Raw genomic sequence first — 17,385 nt, 5'->3', positions numbered from 1 at the left:
TCCGGCGCGGCCTACACGCGGCCGGAGTCGGCTCTGCTCTCGAGGTCGAGCAGGAATCGCTTGCGCTCGGGATGGCCGCCGTACTCTCCGATCGACCCGTCGCTGCGGACGACACGGTGTGCGGGCACGACGATCGAGATCGGCGTCCGCGCGCACGCAGACCCGACGGCTCGGTGCGCTCGCGGTGAGCCGGCGGTGATCGCGATCTCGCCGTAGGTCGCCACCTCGCCGTAGGGAACGCGGCAGACCGCGCGCAGTGCGTCGCCGGCGAATCCCGGCGGGGCCAGGAGCCAGTCGATCGGCGTCCGGAAGTGCCGCAGCCGGCCCGCGAAGTACTCGTCGAGTTCGGCGGCCACGTCGGCAGCCGCGCCGGGGTCGTGGACCGGGAGCGCGCCGAGGCTGAGGGCGAGGTCGGCGAGGGCTATTTCGGCGGGGCGGTCGAGGATGTCGAGGTGGGCGAGGCCGGTCTCGGTCACGACCAGGAGGGCATCGCCGATCGGCGTGGGGTGCACCGCGAATGCTGCGTCGGTCATGGCTCCATCATCCCGGGCGGCCCCGCTGCGCCCCGCGCGCGGCGACGATGCGGGGGATGGGCGGCGGCGACAGGCGCCGGGGGAGGAACCGCCGATCGTCCGGCGTGTCGGAAATAGCGCGAAACTCGGCGGCGCCTGAGGGCCGGATGCAGGCGCGCCGCTTAGGGTGTGTGCTGTGTGGCGAGGAGATCGAGGAGCCGTCCGTCCGGACGCAGCCGACGAGGTTCGGGTCGATTCGGTGACCCCGGCGCAACTCGATGTCGCCGAAGACGACGTCGCCGTCGCCCACGTGGCCGACCCGGAGCGTGAACGCATCCGTGTGCAGGCCGCCCGCCTCGGCGGCCGTTCGACGCTGCTCCACTACATCGCTTCCGACGATGTCGGCATCGACATCACCAAGGCGCATCCGGGCAGCCTCCCGCAGTTCATCACCGGCCGTTCGACGCTCCTGTCGAACCTCTTCCGCGACGAGGTGGCGCTGCGCACGGCCCGCCTCGCCGCCGGGCGCATCACCGCGAAGGACGTCGAACTCCGCACCACGCGCGGCCTCGACACCGTCCACCTCGGCGTCGGATTCGCCTCGTGGCGGGCCGGAGGTCTCACCTACAACGCCCCGGTCCTTCTCCGACCGCTCGCCATCCGCCGCCATCACGGCGACTTCGATCTCAAACTCCACGGCTCGTTCTCCGTCAATCCCGAGCTCGTCGAGATCGCGCGTGCGCACTTCGGAATCGACCTCGACCGGCGCGGGCTCGCCGCGCTCGCGTACGACGGCGGCGTCTTCAAGCCGCAGCCCGTCATCGACCATCTGCGCGCCCTGACCGCCCATGTCGACACCTTCACGGTTCAGCCACGGCTGATCGTCTCGACGTTCGCGGATGTCGCCGCTCGCGCCGAGCGCGATGCGGCAGACCTCGACGTCCCCGTGCTCAACGCTCTCGCCGGCCACGAGGACGACCGCGCGCTCGTGGCGACTCGTTACCCCGTTCCCGACGCCATTCCCTCGGACGACCGCCCGCCGGCATCCGACCGACTGCTGCTCGACGCCGACGCCGAGCAGGAAGGCGTCCTCGACCGGATCGTCGCCGGGCAGTCGCTCGTCGTCCACACGCTGCCGGGCACAGGGGGCACGCAGACGATCATCAACGCCGTCGGCGAGCTGGTCCGCCGCGGCAAGCGCGTCCTCGTCGTCAGCGCTCGCCGCTCCACTCTGGAGGGAGTCCGTCACCGCCTCGCCGGCATCGGGCTGCCCGGGCTGGCCGTCTCGCCACGGGGCGTCCACCGCGACCTCATTCGCGCGATCGCCCGCAACGAGAAGGCGCAGCACCCGAAGATGGGCGAGATCGACGACGCCCTCGTTCGGCTGCGCACGGTTCTGCGCGACTATCGCGTCTCGCTGACGCAGCGGCATCCCATGCTCGGCGTCTCGCCGCTCGAAGTGCTGCAGAAGCTGACGACGATCGCGGCCGAGTCGCCGCAGCCGTCGGCAGCCACGCGCTTCGATGCCGCGACCCTCCAGCGCCTCTCGACGCGTCGCGCCGAAGCGGCCGCATCGCTCGCGACCGCCGCTCGGCTCGGTGAGTTCCGTTTCGGGCCCGATGACTCGCCGTGGTACGGCGTCGCGTTCGAGACGACCGAGCAGGCACGCGCGGCACACGCTCTGGCAGGCCGCCTGCATCGCACCGAGATCCCCGAGATCCTCGAGCGCGGGTACGAGCTCATCGGGCAGACCCGGATGCGGCCGTTCACGACGCTCGCCGAGCTCGGTGCGTACATCCGCCTTCTCCAGGGGATCCGCGCGTCGCTCGACCGCTTCAGCCTGACCGTCTTCGAGCGTCCGCTGGGCGATCTGATCGAGGCGCACTCCACCCGCCGTGACACTCCCGAGATGAACGGTGCGACACGGCGTCGCCTGCGACGGCTCTCGAAGGAGTACGTCCGGCCGGGCATGCACGTCACCGACATGCACGACGCCCTCGTGCGCGTGCAGAAGCAGCGCGAGCAGTGGCAGCGTCTGGCCGAAGTGGGCGTCGTCCCCGAGATCCCCGCGGGTCTCGACGCGGTCGCGACCTCGTGGCAGCGCGTCGACGCCGACCTCGCCGAGCTCTCGCGCGTGCTCGGCCCGGGGCACGATCTGCTCGCGACGCCGATCCCCGAGCTCGTGCGGATCCTCGCCGGGCTCGCCGCGGAGTCCGACGTGTTCGACAACCTCGTCGAACGAGCGACGCTGCGCGGTGAACTCGCTTCCCTCGGCCTCGAGGGCCTGCTCACCGAGCTTTCGGTGCGCCATGTGCCCGAGGAGCGCGTCGCGGCGGAGTTCGAGTTCGCCTGGTGGCAGTCCGCCCTCGAGGCGATGCTTCGCAGCGACCGTGCACTGCTCGGAGCCAACACCAGCGTCGTCGATCGTCTCGAACGCGACTTCCGCCTCGTCGACGAGGCGCACGCCGCCTCGGCGGGGCAGCAGCTGGCGGCCGAGCTCGCGACGCGATGGAAGATCGCGATCGTCGACGAGGCTGACGAGACCGCGGCGCTCAAGGCCGCGCTGCGCGAGGGCACAGCGTCGGCTGCCGAACTGCTCGCCGTCGCACCGAAGCTCCTGCGCACGCTCGCGCCCGTCTGGATCGCGTCGCCCTACGAGGTGGCCTCCCTGCCGGCTCGGCCCGCATTCGACGTCGTGATCCTGGCGGATGCCGGCGCCCTGAGCGTCGCCGAATCGGCCTCGGCCCTTCGCCGCGGGCGGCAGATCGTCGCATTCGGCGACCCCGTCACGCAGCGCCCGACCCCGTTCGAGATCGCCGCCGACCGCGATCCGTCGGACGAGCCGATCGCAGACCCCGACGAGCGGAGCGTCTTCGAGCGCCTCGCCGAGATCGTTCCGGTCGAGACCTTGACCCGCAGTTACCGCGCAGGCGGCGAAGACCTCGCCGAACTCGTCAACGAGGCCTTCTACGGCGGCGAGATCGTCTCGTTCCCCTGGGCCGGCTCGTATCTCGGACGCGGCAGCCTCAGCGTCGACTACGTCGAAGGCGGTGTCGGTGCACCGGACCCCGACTCGGGAGCGGTCGAGAGCCCCGATGCCGAGGTCGCCCGTGTCGTGACGCTCGTCGTCGAGCACGCCGTCAACCGGCCGAACGAGTCGCTGATGGTCGTCACGGCGTCGACCAAGCACGCCCTCCGCATCCGGGCCGCCGTCGAGGCCGCTTTCGCCGGACGATCGGATGTCGCCGAGTTCGTCGGCCGCGAGACGGCTGAGCCCTTCGCCGTGCTCGGGCTCGAGGAGTCGGTCGCCGAGAGTCGCGACCGCGTCGTGTTCTCGCTCGGTTACGGTCTGACGCGCCACGGGCGCGTGCTGAGCGACTTCGGTGTGCTGTCGGGGCCGGACGGTGAGCGCCTGCTGACGGTCGGCATGACGCGCGCCCGTCGTTCCATGGTGATCGTGTCGTCGATCCGGCCGTCGGCGTTCGACGACGGACGCCTCGAGAACGGCGCCGCCACGCTCATGTCGATCCTCGGCGGAATCGCGGCACGCGCTCGCGAGGCCCGCCTCGAAGACCTCGCCGACCCGCTGACTCTGGCCCTCGCGCAGAACCTCCGCCGTCTGGGCGTGGCGGTCGACGTCGCGTACCGCGGGCTGCTGCCGCTGGTGGCCCAGCGCGACGGCAAGGCCGTCGTCGTCGAGGGCGACCCTGAGACGATCGGGCAGTCGCTCCGGGAGTCGCTGCGGCTGCGGCCGCAGATTCTGCGCCGGCTGGGATGGCACTACATCCGCGTGCACTCGTTCGACCTCTACAGCGACCCCGCCGGTGTGGCCGCGCGTGTCGCTGCGATCCTGGGCGTCGAGCCCGAGGCACCGACCGCGGACGCGAGCACCGAGCCGCTCGATGTCATCGAGTGACCGACAGCGGGTCGAGCGGGTCGGCAGCCGCCGAGCTCGACTGACCGCCGCTCCGGGTACGACGGCCGAGCCGACATCGGCCGATGAGACGACGGATGCCCCGGCCGGCGCCAAGGGCGCGGCCGGGGCATCCGGTCCGAATGATGCGCGGATGCGGAACGAGGTTCCGCCGCACTACTGATCCGGTCAGGCGGAAGGCGCCGCCGGGGGAGTGTTCTGCGAACGGCGCAGCGGGGCGTCGGTGGTCGCGGCTGCGGCGCTCGAAGCAGAGGTCGCGGCGTTGTTCTTCTCCAGCAGATCGCGGATCTGGATGAGGAGCTCCTGCTCGGTCGGGAGCTTCGCCGCCTCTTCGACGACGCCGGCCTTGGCGGCCTGACGCTCCTTCCACTTGTTCATCGGAACGACGAACACGAGGTAGACCACGAGAGCGACGGCGAAGAAGCTGATGATCGCGCTGATGAGTCCCCCCAGGGGGAACGCGACCGGCTGACCGTAGATCCCGGTGAGCGTCGGGCCGGCGATGCCCTCTTCGTTGGGCTGGTAGAACAGCTCGACGAGTGGGTTGATGATGCTCGACACGATCGCGTTGACGACGGCGGTGAACGCACCGCCGATGACCACGGCGACCGCCAGGTCGATGACGTTGCCGCGCATGATGAAGTCGCGGAAGCCCTTGATCATGGCTCTCCTCTCTCCGGACGCGCCGGGTGTCACGAGCCCGCCGCGGCGGGGGAGGACTTCGCCTCGGACTTCGATGATGCCGAAGACGACGAGTCGCCGCCACCGGTTGACGTGCCCGCCCCCGAGCCGCTCGCGCGGGAGTCGGTGCGGTAGAAGCCGCCGCCGTTGAAGGTCACGCCGATCGACCCGTACTGCTTCCGCAGCTCGCCAGAGCACTCGGGGCAGACCGTGAGAGCGGGGTCGGCGAAGGACTGGACCGCATCGAAGCGGTGCCCGCACGACTTGCAGGCGTAGGCGTAGGTGGGCATGGTTCCTCGGTGTTCAGTGCGCCTCGGGGGCGAGGACGACGGTTCGGGTGGGAGTGACGACGCCGGTGACCGGCTGATCGTGCAGATCGCGCGGCACCTCGTCGACGAGTTCGGAGTCGAAGAGCACGGCGTACACCGGCGGGCGGTTCTCCATCGAACCGAGGGTCTTGTCGAAGTAGCCGCGGCCCCAGCCGAGACGCATGCCGGCGGAGTCGACCGCCGCGGCGGGGATCACCAGCAGATCGACCTCTCCGACGGACATCGGACTGAGCACTTCGCCGATGGGCTCGGGAATGCCGAACAGTCCGTCCGAAACGGCGGCGCCCGGCTCGGCGACGACCCAGTCGAGCAGACCGTCGTTGCGGCTGATGGGCAGGAGTACCCGGACGCCCGCGGCCACGGCTTCGTCGATGAAGGCGCGCGTGCCGGGCTCGGTCGGCGCCGAGAGGTAGCACGAGATCGAGCGGGCACCGGTGCTGGCGACGAGTTCGCGGAGCTGTGTGCGGATGCCGTCGGCCGCAGCTGCGCGAGCGGCATCCGACATCCCGTACCGGCGTTCGCGTAGGTCCGCCCGCAGAGCGCGCTTGGCGTTGTCGATCGCGTCGGACATGCCCCCGATTGTAAAGGGTGGGCGTCAAACCACTCGCCTGCGCCACCTGATCGATATGGTGGACCCATGTCTCAGCAGCGCATCAAGGCGGTCATCCCCGCCGCAGGCCTCGGCACCCGCTTCCTTCCCGCCACGAAGGCGATGCCGAAGGAGATGCTGCCCGTCGTCGACAAGCCGGCGATCCAGTACGTCGTCGAAGAGGCGACACAGGCCGGCATCGACGACGTCCTGATCATCATCGGCCGCAACAAGAACAACCTGTCGAACCACTTCGACTCCGTTCCCGAGCTCGAGCACAACCTCACCCGCAAGGGCGACGACGTCAAGCTTCGCAAGGTGCAGGAGTCGTCCGACCTCGCCGACATCCACTTCGTCCGTCAGGGCGAGCCGAAGGGCCTGGGGCACGCCGTGCTGCGCTCGCGTGCGCATGTCGGTGACTCGAACTTCGCCGTCATGCTCGGCGACGACCTGATCGACGAGCGCGACCCGCTACTGCCGAAGATGCTCGCGGAGCAGGAGCGCTCGGGTCTCACGGTCGTCGCCCTCATGGAGGTCGACCCCGACCAGATCCACCTCTACGGCGCCGCGGCCGTCGAGCCGACCGACGATCCGGATGTCGTGAAGGTCACCGGCCTCGTCGAGAAGCCGAAGAAGGAGGACGCCCCCTCCAACTACGCGATCATCGGGCGTTACGTCCTCAAGCCGAACGTGTACGAGATCCTCGAGCGCACCGAGCCGGGCAAGGGTGGCGAGATCCAGCTAACCGATGCGCTGCAGGAGCTCGCGACGACCGAGGGTGTGCTGGGCGTCGTCTTCCGCGGACGCCGTTACGACACGGGCGACCGTCTCGACTACATCAAGGCGATCGTGCAGCTGGCATCCGACCGTGATGATCTCGGCCCCGAGCTGCGTCCGTGGCTGCAGGAGTTCGTCGGCACCCTCTGACGCGAGAAACGGTAGAGCGCGTGGATGCCACCGCCCCCCGTCACCACGGACCGGTGGCCATTCGCCTGATCAGGCCGCGCGACGCCCGCATCCTGCAGTCCGAGCTGCTCGCGAACCGGTCGTGGTTGCAGCGGTGGGAAGCGACGAGCCCCGACGGTCCCGTGTCGTTCGACATGCGCCTCGGGATCCGGCGTCTGTTGCAGCAGTACCGTGACGGCGCCGGTGTGCCCTTCGTCATGGAGCACGAGGGGCAGATCGCGGGGCAGCTGAACGTCTGGGGCATCGCGCGCGGCTCACTGTCGTCGGCGACGATCGGGTACTGGGTGAGCGAGCGTTTCGCCGGCAAGAGCATCACGCCGACCGCTGTCGCCCTGGCGACCGACCTCTGCTTCGAGGAACTGCGGCTGCACCGGATGGAGATCTGCATCCGGCCGGAGAACCGGGCGAGCCTGCGGGTGGTCGAAAAGCTCGGATTCCGCTACGAGGGACTCCGCCGTCGCTACATCCACATCGACGGCGACTGGCGCGATCACTTCGCTTTCGCACTCGTCGCGGAGGAGGTGCCGCGCGGCGTCCTCGGGCGCTGGCTCGAGGGCGCAGTGCCGCCTGATGCGGCGGCCATCCCCCGTGCCGACCGTCGCGCGGCGGGACTCGAACCTTAAAGTTGAACAAGAACTTCAGACACGCGTGTGTCTGATGTGTCACCACGCGGGATGCCACGTACGGTTGTCCCCATGGGTGGGCAGGTTCTCGGCGGTGGCGTGATCGTCCTCGTCGCGGTCGCGTTGTGGATGGTCTATCTGCTTCCGTCCTGGCACAGTCGTTACCGCTACGACGCCGCCGAGCGCAACGCCGTCCGCCTGAACCAGGCGCTGCGCGTGCTCGCCGAGACGGCTGAGGCGCCGGAGGAGGTGCGGGTCGAGCTCTCGACGCGCACCGCGCTGGCGCAGCAGAAGCTCGCGCGTCAGGTGCAGCACGAGAAGGAGCAGCTGCGACTCGAGAGCGAGCGCCGCCGGCTCATCGAAGCGCGCCGCGAAGTGCGTGTCGCGCGCTCCGCACGCATGGCGTCGCCCGAGCACCGCGCGCGTGTCCGTCGCCGTCTCCGCCTGGCGACGACGATCACCGCTCTGCTGGCTGTCGGCGCGAGCGGCGCCGGCGGCTGGATGCTGGCGTCGTCCGGATCGGCCGCGCTGCTGATCGCGGGCATCGCGACCCTGCTCGTGGCCACCGTCGTGCTCAACCGTATGGCTGCGGTGGCTCGACGCGCCGCTCGCTCGGCCGTCGTCGCGCCGTCTGTCACCGCTACCGTCCAGCCGGCCTCGGCCGTGGTGCCCGAGTTCGAGTTCGCCGACGCGCGTGCCACGTGGACTCCCCGCGAGCTGCCCCGCCCGCTCACGGCCTCGGCCGGCTCGCGTGCCGCGGCCGTTCTCGACGAGGTCGATGCGCGCGAAGCTCTCCGTCAGGCCGCCGTCGGCGAGGCGATCCAGCGAGAGGCCGCGCGTCGCGCGCCGGCATCCATTGCCGCCAGCCGCGCCGCCAAGGCACCCACCCCGGCGTTCGTGCCGACGGGTCAGGTCGACGACGCGCAGATCGAGGACCACGTCCGGCGACTTCTCGCGCAGCGCGCAGCAGGCTGATCCCGGCTCAGCGCTGCAACAGGACGCGCCCGTTCCCCACGACGAGCTCGCGCTCGGGCGTCCGAACGAGGGCGTCCATCGGGTTCTCTGCGTCGACGAGGATGATGTCGGCGCGAGAGCCCGCCTCGATCCGGCCGACCGGCAGTCCCGCGAAGGGGGCCGAACCGCCCGTCGCGATGTCGACCACACGGCGCAGGTCGTCGTCGCGGACGAGGCTCGAGGCGCGGGCGTACTGCCAGGCGATGCCGAGCAGATCACCGGTGCCGTAGGGGCTCCACAGGTCGCGGATGCCGTCGGTGCCGAAGCCGAAGCGCACGCCCGCGGCATCCATCTCGTGAAGCGGCAGCTGGGAGAGGCGCAGGGGCGCCACTGTCGTCATCGTGATGTCGAGCGCGGCCATCGCCTGCAGCAGGTCGCGTCGGTGCGACGCGCCGACCTGTGCGAGCGCGAACCCGTGCGCGAGGTTGACGCGTCCCGCGAGGCCGAACCGCTCGGTCCGCTCGATGATCAGCTCAATCTGGAACGCGCCGAGCTCGGCGGGGTCGTGCAGATGCAGGTCGATTCCGACCCCGCGGTCGGCGGCGACGCGGAAGAGCGCGTCGAGCTGGCCGACCGGGTCGCGATCGATCGACGCAGGATCCAGCCCGCCGATGAACTCCGCGCCGGCGGCGGCCGCCTCGTCGAGCAGGTCGATGACGCCGGGGCGGCGCAGCACGCCGTCCTGGGGGAAGGCCACGATCTGCACCTGGAGGGCCCCGTCGTATGCCGCGACCGCTTCGCGCACCGCTTCGATGCCGCGCTGGGCGACACCGAGGTCGACATCGACATGCGTGCGGATCGCGGTCGTGCCGTGACGGACGAACTGCTCGAGGACGTGCGCCGTCGTCGCGACGCTCGGGATCCCCAGCTCGTCGCGGCGGGCGCGTTCGTGTCGGATGCGGCCATCGGTGCCGCCCTCGCCGCCGTACGACTGCCACGGGAGTCCCCACCACGACTTGTCAACGTGGGCGTGGGTGTTGACGAGGCCGGGCAGCGCGAGCATCCCGCGCCCGTCGATCTCGAGGCCAGTGTCGCCCGCGTCTGCGGACGGCGCCTGCGGCGTGGCCGGCTCGACCGAGGTGATCAGGCCGTCGGCGATGCGGATGTCGACGGCGGTGGCGTCGGAGACGCGGACTTTGCGAATGACAGATGCCGCGGGGTGGTGCATCCCTCCATTGTGCGCGCGCGGGTGCACCCTGACAGCGTGATAGTGTGGGGGAGTTCCGGGCCTGTGGCGCAGTTGGTAGCGCGCTTCGTTCGCAATGAAGAGGTCAGGGGTTCGAATCCCCTCAGGTCCACCGAGAAAGCCCCCGCATCGCGGGGGCTTTTCGCGTTCTACGACGGGTACACTGTATGCAAATGAATCGATCCCCCGGGAGGTTTCGTCCATGACCACCTACAACGTCGGCGTCATCGTCGGCAGCATCTCGTCGACCTCGATCAACCGTCGTCTGGCGAAGGCGCTCACCAAGCTGGCCCCGCAGGCCGGGCTCGAGCTCACCGAGATCCCGATCGCACCGCTGCCCTTCTACTCGGCTGACAACGACGCGTCGATCCCCGCCGAGGCTGCCGAGTTCAAGGCTGCGGTCGAGAAGGCCGACGGTGTCATCATCGTCACCCCCGAGTACAACCGCTCGGTGCCCGGCGTCCTGAAGAACGCTCTCGACACCGCGAGCCGTCCGTGGGGCGACAACAGCTTCGCCGGCAAGCCGTCCGCCGTCATCGGCATCTCCATCGGCGCGGTGGGCACCGCCGTCGCGCAGCAGCACCTGCGCTCGATCCTCTCGTTCCTCGCGTCGCCCGAGCTCTCGCAGCCCGAGGGCTACCTGCAGCTCACCGAGGGGCTGATCGACGACGACGGCACCGTCACCAACGAGTCGACGTCCGAGTTCCTGCTCTCGTGGCTGAAGGCCGTGCACGCGCACGTCGCGAAGAACCTCGCTGCCGCCAGCTGATCAGCAGACCCCTCTCGACAGGGCGCCCGACCACACGGTCGGGCGCCCTGTCGTCGTGATGCACCCCGGCGCATGGTGTCGTCGCCGGTAGGGTGACAGGCGTGACGCGCCCTCCCGAGACCGACGAAGCCCAAGCGGTGCGCGCTCTCGGCGCGACCGTCCGTGACTCGCGTAAGCGCCTCGGGCTGAGCGTGCACGCCCTCGCGGAGAAGGCGGGAGTGAGCTTCGGGCTCGTCAGCCAGCTCGAGCGCGGAATGGGCAATCCGTCGCTCCAGTCGATCCATCGACTCGCGGGTGCCCTCGGTGTGCCGGTCGGCCAGTTGCTCGACGAGCCGGCGGGTGAGCTCGCCGTCGTGGTCGCCGGCCAGGGGCACCGGATGCCGCCGATCGCCGACATCCCCGCCGGTCAGCAGTCGGTCCGCGAACTGCTGACCCCCCGGGGGGAGTCGATGCTGCAGCTGATCCGGTCGACCCTGCCGGTCGGGTTCAGCAACGAGAGCCGCCCGTTCCGGCACATCGGCACCGAGACCGTTACGGTCGAACGCGGGGTGCTCATCGTCGCGCAGGGCGAGCGCCGCGTGCGGCTCGAAGCCGGCGACACGGTGACCTACGGCTGTTCCGAGGCGCACTGGTGGGCCAACGGGCACGATGATGTGACGGTCGTGCTCGGCGCCGTTACGCCCTTCGAGCGCTGAGATCCGCGCGCAGATCGCTCGCGCGCAGCTCGACGAGCCGGTGGAGCTCGGCGAGTGGGTTGCCGTGGTCATCGACCCGGAGGTCGACCCATGCGTCTCCGGCGAGACTCGACGAGGTCACGACGACCGCAGCGCTCTGGCGACCCCGGCGATCACCGCCTTGCGCTTCCCCCGCCGCGAGAGCGGCGACGAGACGCGCGGCGAACGCGGCCGCATCGGGGGCCGGGGCGACCTCGTCATCGTCGTCACCTGCCATCCAGGCGTCTCGGATGGCAGTGAGCACGTCTTCGCCGGTCAGCAGGTTGCCGGCGACGATCAGGTCACTCTCGACGAGGTGGCCGCTCCACGGCGACGTGTCCGCACCCGTGTGCGCTGCCCCCGCGCCCGCCGCCGGCAGAACGGCGGCCTGGCGCAGTGCCGGCTCGTCATCCCAATGGGGGATGAGGGCGACGGCATCCGCTGCGGATCCCGACGGGACGGCGTCGAGAAGGCGGCCCCGCAACGCCCGGTTGGTCCAGGCCTGGCTCGCCGCCGCGCCGACGCCCCGCCGCACCTCGATGACGGCGTTGCCAACGGCGAGCGACCTGCTCGCCGTGGCGGCGCCGATCAGGCCCGTACGGCCGTCGCGTGCCAGGACGGTGAAGGTCATGCGATTCCTCTCGCGGGGCGATTGTGAAGATTCTGTTTCGAGATGGGCCTGTGCTTGTCGCCCTCCCTCATGGTGGCACATACTGATCGAATCATCATCAAAATGATGCACCAGCGATGATGCCCTGACCGATGACCCGATAGGCAGACCATGAACAAGCGCACCGCATTCGGCGCCGTGACTTTCGTCGCGGCGCTCACCCTCGCCGGTTGCTCCGCGGGCGAAGGCGTCGACCTCGACGGCGCCGCCGGCGTCGAAGGAGACGTCCTCGTCGCGGCCATCGGCGGTGAACCCGACCAGCTCGACCCGCATCGCACGAGCTCGTACTTCGCGTTCGAGGTGCTCGAGAACGTCTTCGACACGCTCGTCGCCCCCGATGAGAACCTCGAGATGCAGCCCGCTCTCGCCGAGAGCTGGGAAGTCAGCGACGACCAGCTCACCTGGACCTTCGATCTGCGCGACGGCGTCACCTTCCACGACGGATCCGACTTCACCAGCGCGGATGTCGTCTACTCCTACGACCGCATCATCGACGAGGAACTCGCCAACGCCTGGAAGTTCAGCGCGGTCACCGACGTCACCGCTCCCGACGACGACACCGTCGTCATCACCGTGTCGCAGCCCACGCCGAACCTGCTGAGCAACCTCGGCGGCTTCAAGGGCATGGCGATCGTGAAGAAGGAGAACGTCGAGTCGGGCGACATCACCACCGCGCCGATCGGCACCGGACCGTTCTCGGTCGCGAGCTACACGGCCGGCGACCGCATCGACCTCGCCGCCAACGAGGACTACTGGGGTGGTGCGCCCGACCTCGGCGGTGTCGAGTTCCGCTTCATCTCCGAGCCGGCGACGGCTCTCGCCGCGCTCCGCGCCGGAGACATCCAGTGGACCGATGTCGTGCCGACGCAGCAGGTCGCCGACCTTCAGGGCGACGACGCGGTGCAGCTCGGCCTCACGCCCTCGAGCGACTACTGGTACCTGGCGCTGAACGAGGCACGGGGACCGTGGAGTGACGTGCGGGTGCGGCAAGCGATCGCTTACGCGATCGATCGCGACGCGATCGTCCAGGCGGTCAGTTACGGAACCGCAGCCCAGAACCAGCTCGCGATCCCCGAGCAGAGCGTCTGGTACACCTCGTACGACCGGTACTCGACCGACCTCGACACCGCCCGCGGGCTGCTCGACGAGGCCGGCTTCGCCGGCGGAACGCTCGACCTGCTCGCGACGTCGGACTATCCCGAGACCGTCACGGCTGCACAGATCATCGCCGCGAACCTCGAACCGCTCGGCATCGACGTGCAGATCCGCCAGCCCGACTTCTCGACCTGGCTCGACGAGCAGAACTCCGGCAACTTCGACATGCTCATGATGGGCTGGCTCGGCAACATCGACCCCGACGACTTCTACTACTCGCAGCACCACACCAATGGGGCCAGCAACGCGCAGAAGTACTCCAACAGTGAGGTGGACGGACTGCTCGACGCCGCCCGTGTCGAGGTCGACCAGGACGCGCGCAAGGGCCTCTACGCCCAGGCCGCGACCATCATCGCCGACGAGGCCAGCTACATCTACCTCTACAACCCGTCGGTCATCCAGGTGTGGTCGCCGCAGGTCTCGGGCTACGAGACGCGCGCCGACCGCGCCATCCGATTCGCCGGCGCATCGATCGGCGACTGACATGACGACCTCGAGCAGCACGCTCCCCCCGAGAGGAGGCCTCATGAGAATCAGCCCCGCACGCATCGCCCGGTTCCTCGGCGTGCGCCTGCTCTCGTCGGCACTCGTGCTGCTCGGGGTCGCCGTCGTCGTCTTCGCCCTCATCCAGCTCGTGCCGGGCGACCCGGTGCGCCTGGCCCTCGGCACGCGGTACACCCCCGAGGCCTACGAGGCGCTGCGCGCGGCATCCGGTCTCGACCGCCCGCTGTGGGAGCAGTTCTTCGGCTACCTCGGCAGCGCCGTCACGGGGGACCTCGGGGTGAGCTTCCGCAACGGCCAGCCGGTGACGGTGACCTTGCTCGACCGCCTGCCGGCGACGGTCTCGCTGGCTCTGGTCGGCCTCGTCATCGCGCTGGTCCTGGCCGTGCCCGCCGGCATCTACTCAGCCCTCCGCGAGGGACGCCTGAGCGATGTCATCGTGCGGCTCACGAGCCAGTTCGGCGTCTCGATCCCCGACTTCTGGCTCGGGATGCTGCTCATCTCGCTCTTCTCCGTGACGCTCGGCTGGCTGCCGGCGAGTGGCTACGTCGCCTTCGGCACCGACCCCGGCGGGTGGCTGCGACAGGTGTTCCTGCCCGGGCTCACCGTCGGCCTGGTCGCGGGAGCGATCATGACCCGCTACATCCGGGCGGCCGTCATCGACGTGGCGTCGGCGGGGTATGTCCGCACCGCGGTGTCGAAGGGCCTTCCGCGCCGTGTCGTGACGTTCCGGCACATCGTGCGCGGCGCTCTGGTTCCGGTTCTGACGATCGCCGGGATTCAGCTCGCGACCATTCTCGGCGGCGTCGTCGTTGTCGAGGTGGTCTTCGCCTGGCCGGGTCTCGGACGTCTCGTGTTCGAAGCCGTGGCCGCCCGCGACTATCCGCTCATCCAGGGGGCCGTGCTGCTGGTGGCCGTGATGTTCATCGCGGTCAACCTCATCGTGGACGTGCTCTACGCGATCGCCGACCCGAGGATCCGTGTCTCATGACCATCGACGCCTCTTCCGCCTCCGAGCCCGCCACGGCACCCGCCGCCACCGAGCATGGCCGCACGCCTGCCTGGCGTCTGCTGCTGTCCAACCCGACGACCGTGGTGAGCGGTGCGGGCCTGCTCGCCATCGTGCTGCTCTCGGTGCTGTCGGGCTGGATCGCCCCCTACGGCATCAACGACATCGACGTCTCGCGTGCGTTGCAGCCGCCCGGCCCCGAGCACTGGTTCGGCACCGACGAGCTCGGTCGCGACGTCCTCTCGCGCGTGCTCGTGGCGGGGTCGACCTCGCTCACGATCGCGGTGGTCGCCGTGCTGTTCGCCCTCGTCCTCGGCCTCGCGATAGGCGCCGTCGCGGGTTACCGCGGCGGGTGGGTGGATGCCGCCCTCATGCGGGTCGTCGACGTGATGTTCGCGTTCCCGGTGCTGCTCCTCGCGCTCGCGATCGTCGCGATCTTCCAGCCGGGCCAGGTGACGACGACGATCGCGATCGGCATCGTCTACACCCCGATCTTCGCCCGGGTGGCTCGAGCCAGCGCGCTGTCGGTGCGCACCTCGGCGTTCGTTCAGGTGTCGCAGACGATGGGGACGCCCGGATGGTGGATCCTCAGCCGCCACGTCCTCCCCAACATCGCCGGACCCGTCGTCGTCCAGACGTCGCTCTCGCTCGCCTTCGCAATCCTCTCCGAGGCGGCGCTGTCGTTCCTCGGACTCGGCGTGCAGCCTCCCGCGCCCTCGTGGGGAGGGATGCTGTTCACCGCGCAGGGCTTCCTCGGCCAGGCCTGGTGGATGAGCGTCTTTCCCGGCGCCGCGATCTTCGTCACGGCGCTCGCCTTCAACCTCGTGGGCGATGGCCTGCGCGACATCCTCGATCCGCGTCAGCGGACCCTTATCGAAGCGAGGAGGGCGCGATGACCGCCGCTGCTCACCCGGTGCTCTCGGTGCGCGATCTGCGCGTGACCATCGGTACGAGAGAGATCGTTCACGGCCTCGGCTTAGACGTCATCGCCGGCCAGACCCTCGGTATCGTGGGCGAGTCGGGGTCGGGCAAGACGATGTCGGTGCTCGCCGCGACCGGGCTCATCGACGCCCCGGGGGCCCGCGTCGGCGGATCGAGCGTGCTGCGCCGCCGGAACGACGACGGCAGCATCGATGCCGCGGGCGTGGAGCTCGTCGGCGCATCCGAGCGCACGCTGCGCAGCGTGCACGGCGACCGCGTCGGTTTCGTCTTCCAGGACCCGTCGACGTCGCTCAACCCGTTCCTGACCGTGGGTCGGCAGATCACCGAGTCGCTCGAGACCCATCGCCGTCTGTCACGCCGCGCGGCGCGCACGCGTGCGATCGACCTGCTCGACGCCGTCGGCCTGCCCCGACCCGACGAGCGTGTCGACGCCTACCCGCACCAGTTCTCCGGTGGTCAGCGTCAGCGCGCGATGATCGCGATCGCGCTGGCCTGCGATCCGGCGCTGCTGATCGCCGACGAGCCGACGACTGCGCTCGACGTCACCACCCAGGCCCAGATCATCGACCTCGTGCGCGAGCTCCAGAACGAGCGCGGCACCGCCGTGGTGTGGATCAGCCACGACCTCGGCGTCATCGGGCAAGTGGCCGACGACGTCCTCGTACTGCGCGAGGGACGGACCCGCGAGCACCGGCCCATCGGCGACATCTACGCCGCCCCCGACGACGACTACACGCGTGAGCTGCTCCGCGCGCGGCCGCGGATCGTGGCGGATGCCGGCCCGCCCGAGCCCGCGGCATCCGAGTCCCTTCTCGAGGTGACAGATCTCGATGTGTCGTTCACGATTCCGACTCCCACCGGACGTCGTACCATCCACGCCGTCGACGGGGTGTCGTTCTCGGTGCGGCGCGGCTGCACGACGGCTCTCGTGGGCGAGTCGGGGTCGGGCAAATCGACGATCGCGAATGCGCTGACGGGTCTCGTGCGACCCGACTCGGGCACCGCGACGCTCGCCGGACGCGACGTGCTGCGCTCCGGGCGGCGCGACCGCCGGCGGATCTCCATGGTCTTCCAAGACCCGTTCGCCTCGCTCGACCCTCGGCGGAGCGTCGGCGACGCCATCGCCGAACCCCTCACCGTGCACCGGCTCGGCGGGCCGAACGCCGTCGCGAGAGAACGGCGCACGGCAGAGCTCCTCGACATGGTCGGTCTTCCCGCGGCATTCGCGACCCGGTTCCCCCACGAGCTGTCGGGCGGGCAGCGTCAGCGCATCTCGATCGCTCGCGCCCTCGCCCTCGAACCGGAGCTGATGATCCTCGACGAGGCGACGGCGTCGCTCGACGTCTCGGTGCAGGCGCGCGTGCTCGACCTTCTGCGCGACCTGCAGGGCGAGCTGGGACTGACGTACCTCTTCATCGCCCACGACCTCGCGATCGTGCAGCAGATGAGTCACGACGTGGTCGTGCTGCGCGACGGCAAGGTCGTCGAGTCGGCGCCGGCCCGGCAGATCTTCGCCGAGCCGTCGGATGACTACACCCGGCGACTCCTCGCCGCCGTGCCGCCCGAGGAGCCGCGGGTCCGCCTGTCGCTTCCGTGACCTGGCGACGGCGCGGGTCGCGACGGCGCTGTCGGGTTCGTTCAGGTGCGAGGCGTAGCATGGTCGGCGGGGTTCGGCCCGCGGCATCCGATGTGCCGCCGCCCGGCCCGTGATCGACGGCAGATCCTCATCTGCCCGTCGTCGACCTGCGAGAAAAAGGAAGTGAGGTGAGGTGCTCAATGAGCGGTGATAGTT

17 protein-coding genes and 1 tRNA gene are annotated in these 17,385 nt (G+C 70.0%); 12 read left to right on the top strand and 6 right to left on the bottom strand.

Features of this window, described 5'->3' with window-relative positions:
* Positions 1 to 11: 11 nt before the first annotated feature.
* Positions 12 to 533 (bottom strand): methylated-DNA--[protein]-cysteine S-methyltransferase, encoded by a 522-nt coding sequence (locus ACI2K6_RS10735; RefSeq protein ID WP_404568606.1) that lies wholly within the window; start codon positions 531 to 533, stop codon positions 12 to 14.
* Between the two features lie 166 nt (positions 534 to 699).
* Here ACI2K6_RS10735 and ACI2K6_RS10730 point away from each other — a divergent pair, with 166 nt between their 5' ends.
* Both ACI2K6_RS10730 and ACI2K6_RS10725 read left to right on the top strand, forming a co-directional pair.
* Positions 700 to 4,428, top strand: coding sequence for an AAA family ATPase (locus ACI2K6_RS10730; protein WP_323985957.1), 3,729 nt, complete (start codon positions 700 to 702; stop codon positions 4,426 to 4,428).
* Complete coding sequence (locus ACI2K6_RS10725) at positions 4,415 to 4,609, top strand: hypothetical protein (protein WP_404568605.1); 195 nt, start codon at positions 4,415 to 4,417, stop codon at positions 4,607 to 4,609. The genes ACI2K6_RS10730 and ACI2K6_RS10725 overlap by 14 nt, the downstream gene beginning before the upstream one ends.
* 5 nt (positions 4,610 to 4,614) lie before the next feature.
* Here the strand turns inward: ACI2K6_RS10725 and mscL are convergent, their stop codons facing one another.
* From mscL to ACI2K6_RS10710, 3 genes are read right to left on the bottom strand one after another with little or no spacing between them, the layout of a single operon-like run.
* Positions 4,615 to 5,109, bottom strand: a complete 495-nt coding sequence (gene mscL, locus ACI2K6_RS10720) for a large conductance mechanosensitive channel protein MscL (protein WP_282501085.1) — start codon at positions 5,107 to 5,109, stop codon at positions 4,615 to 4,617.
* A gap of 29 nt (positions 5,110 to 5,138) precedes the next feature.
* A complete protein-coding gene (locus ACI2K6_RS10715; protein ID WP_112617024.1) occupies positions 5,139 to 5,417 on the bottom strand; it encodes an FmdB family zinc ribbon protein in 279 nt (92 codons plus the stop codon).
* 13 nt (positions 5,418 to 5,430) lie between these two features.
* Entirely contained in the window at positions 5,431 to 6,027 is a 597-nt protein-coding gene (locus tag ACI2K6_RS10710; protein ID WP_404568604.1) for a 5-formyltetrahydrofolate cyclo-ligase, read from the bottom strand.
* Between the two features lie 66 nt (positions 6,028 to 6,093).
* Between ACI2K6_RS10710 and galU the strand changes: the two genes are divergently transcribed.
* From galU to ACI2K6_RS10695, 3 genes are all read left to right on the top strand, one after another.
* Complete coding sequence (galU, locus tag ACI2K6_RS10705) at positions 6,094 to 6,972, top strand: UTP--glucose-1-phosphate uridylyltransferase GalU (protein WP_404568603.1); 879 nt, start codon at positions 6,094 to 6,096, stop codon at positions 6,970 to 6,972.
* Positions 6,973 to 6,992: 20 nt separating this feature from the next.
* Entirely contained in the window at positions 6,993 to 7,634 is a 642-nt protein-coding gene (locus tag ACI2K6_RS10700; protein WP_404568602.1) for a GNAT family N-acetyltransferase, read from the top strand.
* 72 nt (positions 7,635 to 7,706) lie between these two features.
* Positions 7,707 to 8,609, top strand: a complete 903-nt coding sequence (locus ACI2K6_RS10695) for a large exoprotein (protein WP_404568601.1) — start codon at positions 7,707 to 7,709, stop codon at positions 8,607 to 8,609.
* Positions 8,610 to 8,616: 7 nt separating this feature from the next.
* Here the strand turns inward: ACI2K6_RS10695 and ACI2K6_RS10690 are convergent, their stop codons facing one another.
* A complete protein-coding gene (locus ACI2K6_RS10690; protein WP_282501082.1) occupies positions 8,617 to 9,816 on the bottom strand; it encodes an amidohydrolase family protein in 1,200 nt (399 codons plus the stop codon).
* Between the two features lie 57 nt (positions 9,817 to 9,873).
* On the opposite strand from ACI2K6_RS10690, the gene ACI2K6_RS10685 reads away from it, so the two are divergent.
* The 3 genes from ACI2K6_RS10685 to ACI2K6_RS10675 all read left to right on the top strand — a co-directional run bounded on the left by ACI2K6_RS10685 (position 9,874) and on the right by ACI2K6_RS10675 (position 11,298).
* Positions 9,874 to 9,946, top strand: a tRNA-Ala gene (locus ACI2K6_RS10685).
* A gap of 90 nt (positions 9,947 to 10,036) precedes the next feature.
* Positions 10,037 to 10,603, top strand: a complete 567-nt coding sequence (locus ACI2K6_RS10680) for an NADPH-dependent FMN reductase (protein WP_023954623.1) — start codon at positions 10,037 to 10,039, stop codon at positions 10,601 to 10,603.
* A 101-nt stretch (positions 10,604 to 10,704) separates the two neighbouring features.
* On the top strand, positions 10,705 to 11,298 hold the full coding sequence (locus ACI2K6_RS10675) for a helix-turn-helix domain-containing protein (protein ID WP_282501081.1): 594 nt from the start codon (positions 10,705 to 10,707) through the stop codon (positions 11,296 to 11,298).
* Here the strand turns inward: ACI2K6_RS10675 and ACI2K6_RS10670 are convergent.
* Complete coding sequence (locus ACI2K6_RS10670; protein ID WP_404568600.1) at positions 11,279 to 11,947, bottom strand: DUF1028 domain-containing protein; 669 nt, start codon at positions 11,945 to 11,947, stop codon at positions 11,279 to 11,281. The two genes, ACI2K6_RS10675 and ACI2K6_RS10670, sit on opposite strands and share 20 nt — an antisense overlap.
* Before the next feature lie 150 nt (positions 11,948 to 12,097).
* Here ACI2K6_RS10670 and ACI2K6_RS10665 point away from each other — a divergent pair, with 150 nt between their 5' ends.
* From ACI2K6_RS10665 to ACI2K6_RS10650, 4 genes are read left to right on the top strand one after another with little or no spacing between them, the layout of a single operon-like run.
* Positions 12,098 to 13,624: an ABC transporter substrate-binding protein gene (locus ACI2K6_RS10665; protein ID WP_404568599.1), complete on the top strand. Its 1,527-nt coding sequence runs from the start codon at positions 12,098 to 12,100 to the stop codon at positions 13,622 to 13,624.
* A 43-nt stretch (positions 13,625 to 13,667) separates the two neighbouring features.
* Positions 13,668 to 14,633: an ABC transporter permease gene (locus ACI2K6_RS10660; protein WP_274178569.1), complete on the top strand. Its 966-nt coding sequence runs from the start codon at positions 13,668 to 13,670 to the stop codon at positions 14,631 to 14,633.
* Positions 14,630 to 15,547, top strand: a complete 918-nt coding sequence (locus tag ACI2K6_RS10655) for an ABC transporter permease (protein ID WP_404568598.1) — start codon at positions 14,630 to 14,632, stop codon at positions 15,545 to 15,547. The genes ACI2K6_RS10660 and ACI2K6_RS10655 overlap by 4 nt, the downstream gene beginning before the upstream one ends.
* On the top strand, positions 15,544 to 17,190 hold the full coding sequence (locus ACI2K6_RS10650) for a dipeptide ABC transporter ATP-binding protein (RefSeq protein ID WP_404568597.1): 1,647 nt from the start codon (positions 15,544 to 15,546) through the stop codon (positions 17,188 to 17,190). The genes ACI2K6_RS10655 and ACI2K6_RS10650 overlap by 4 nt, the downstream gene beginning before the upstream one ends.
* Positions 17,191 to 17,385 lie beyond the last annotated feature (195 nt).

Source organism: Microbacterium sp. NPDC006705 (genome assembly GCF_044903545.1).
GTDB classification, from domain to species: Bacteria; Actinomycetota; Actinomycetes; order Actinomycetales; family Microbacteriaceae; genus Microbacterium; species Microbacterium plantarum.
The sequence above is the reverse complement of the archived record's forward strand: the minus strand, read 5'-3'. Positions and strand labels throughout refer to the sequence as shown.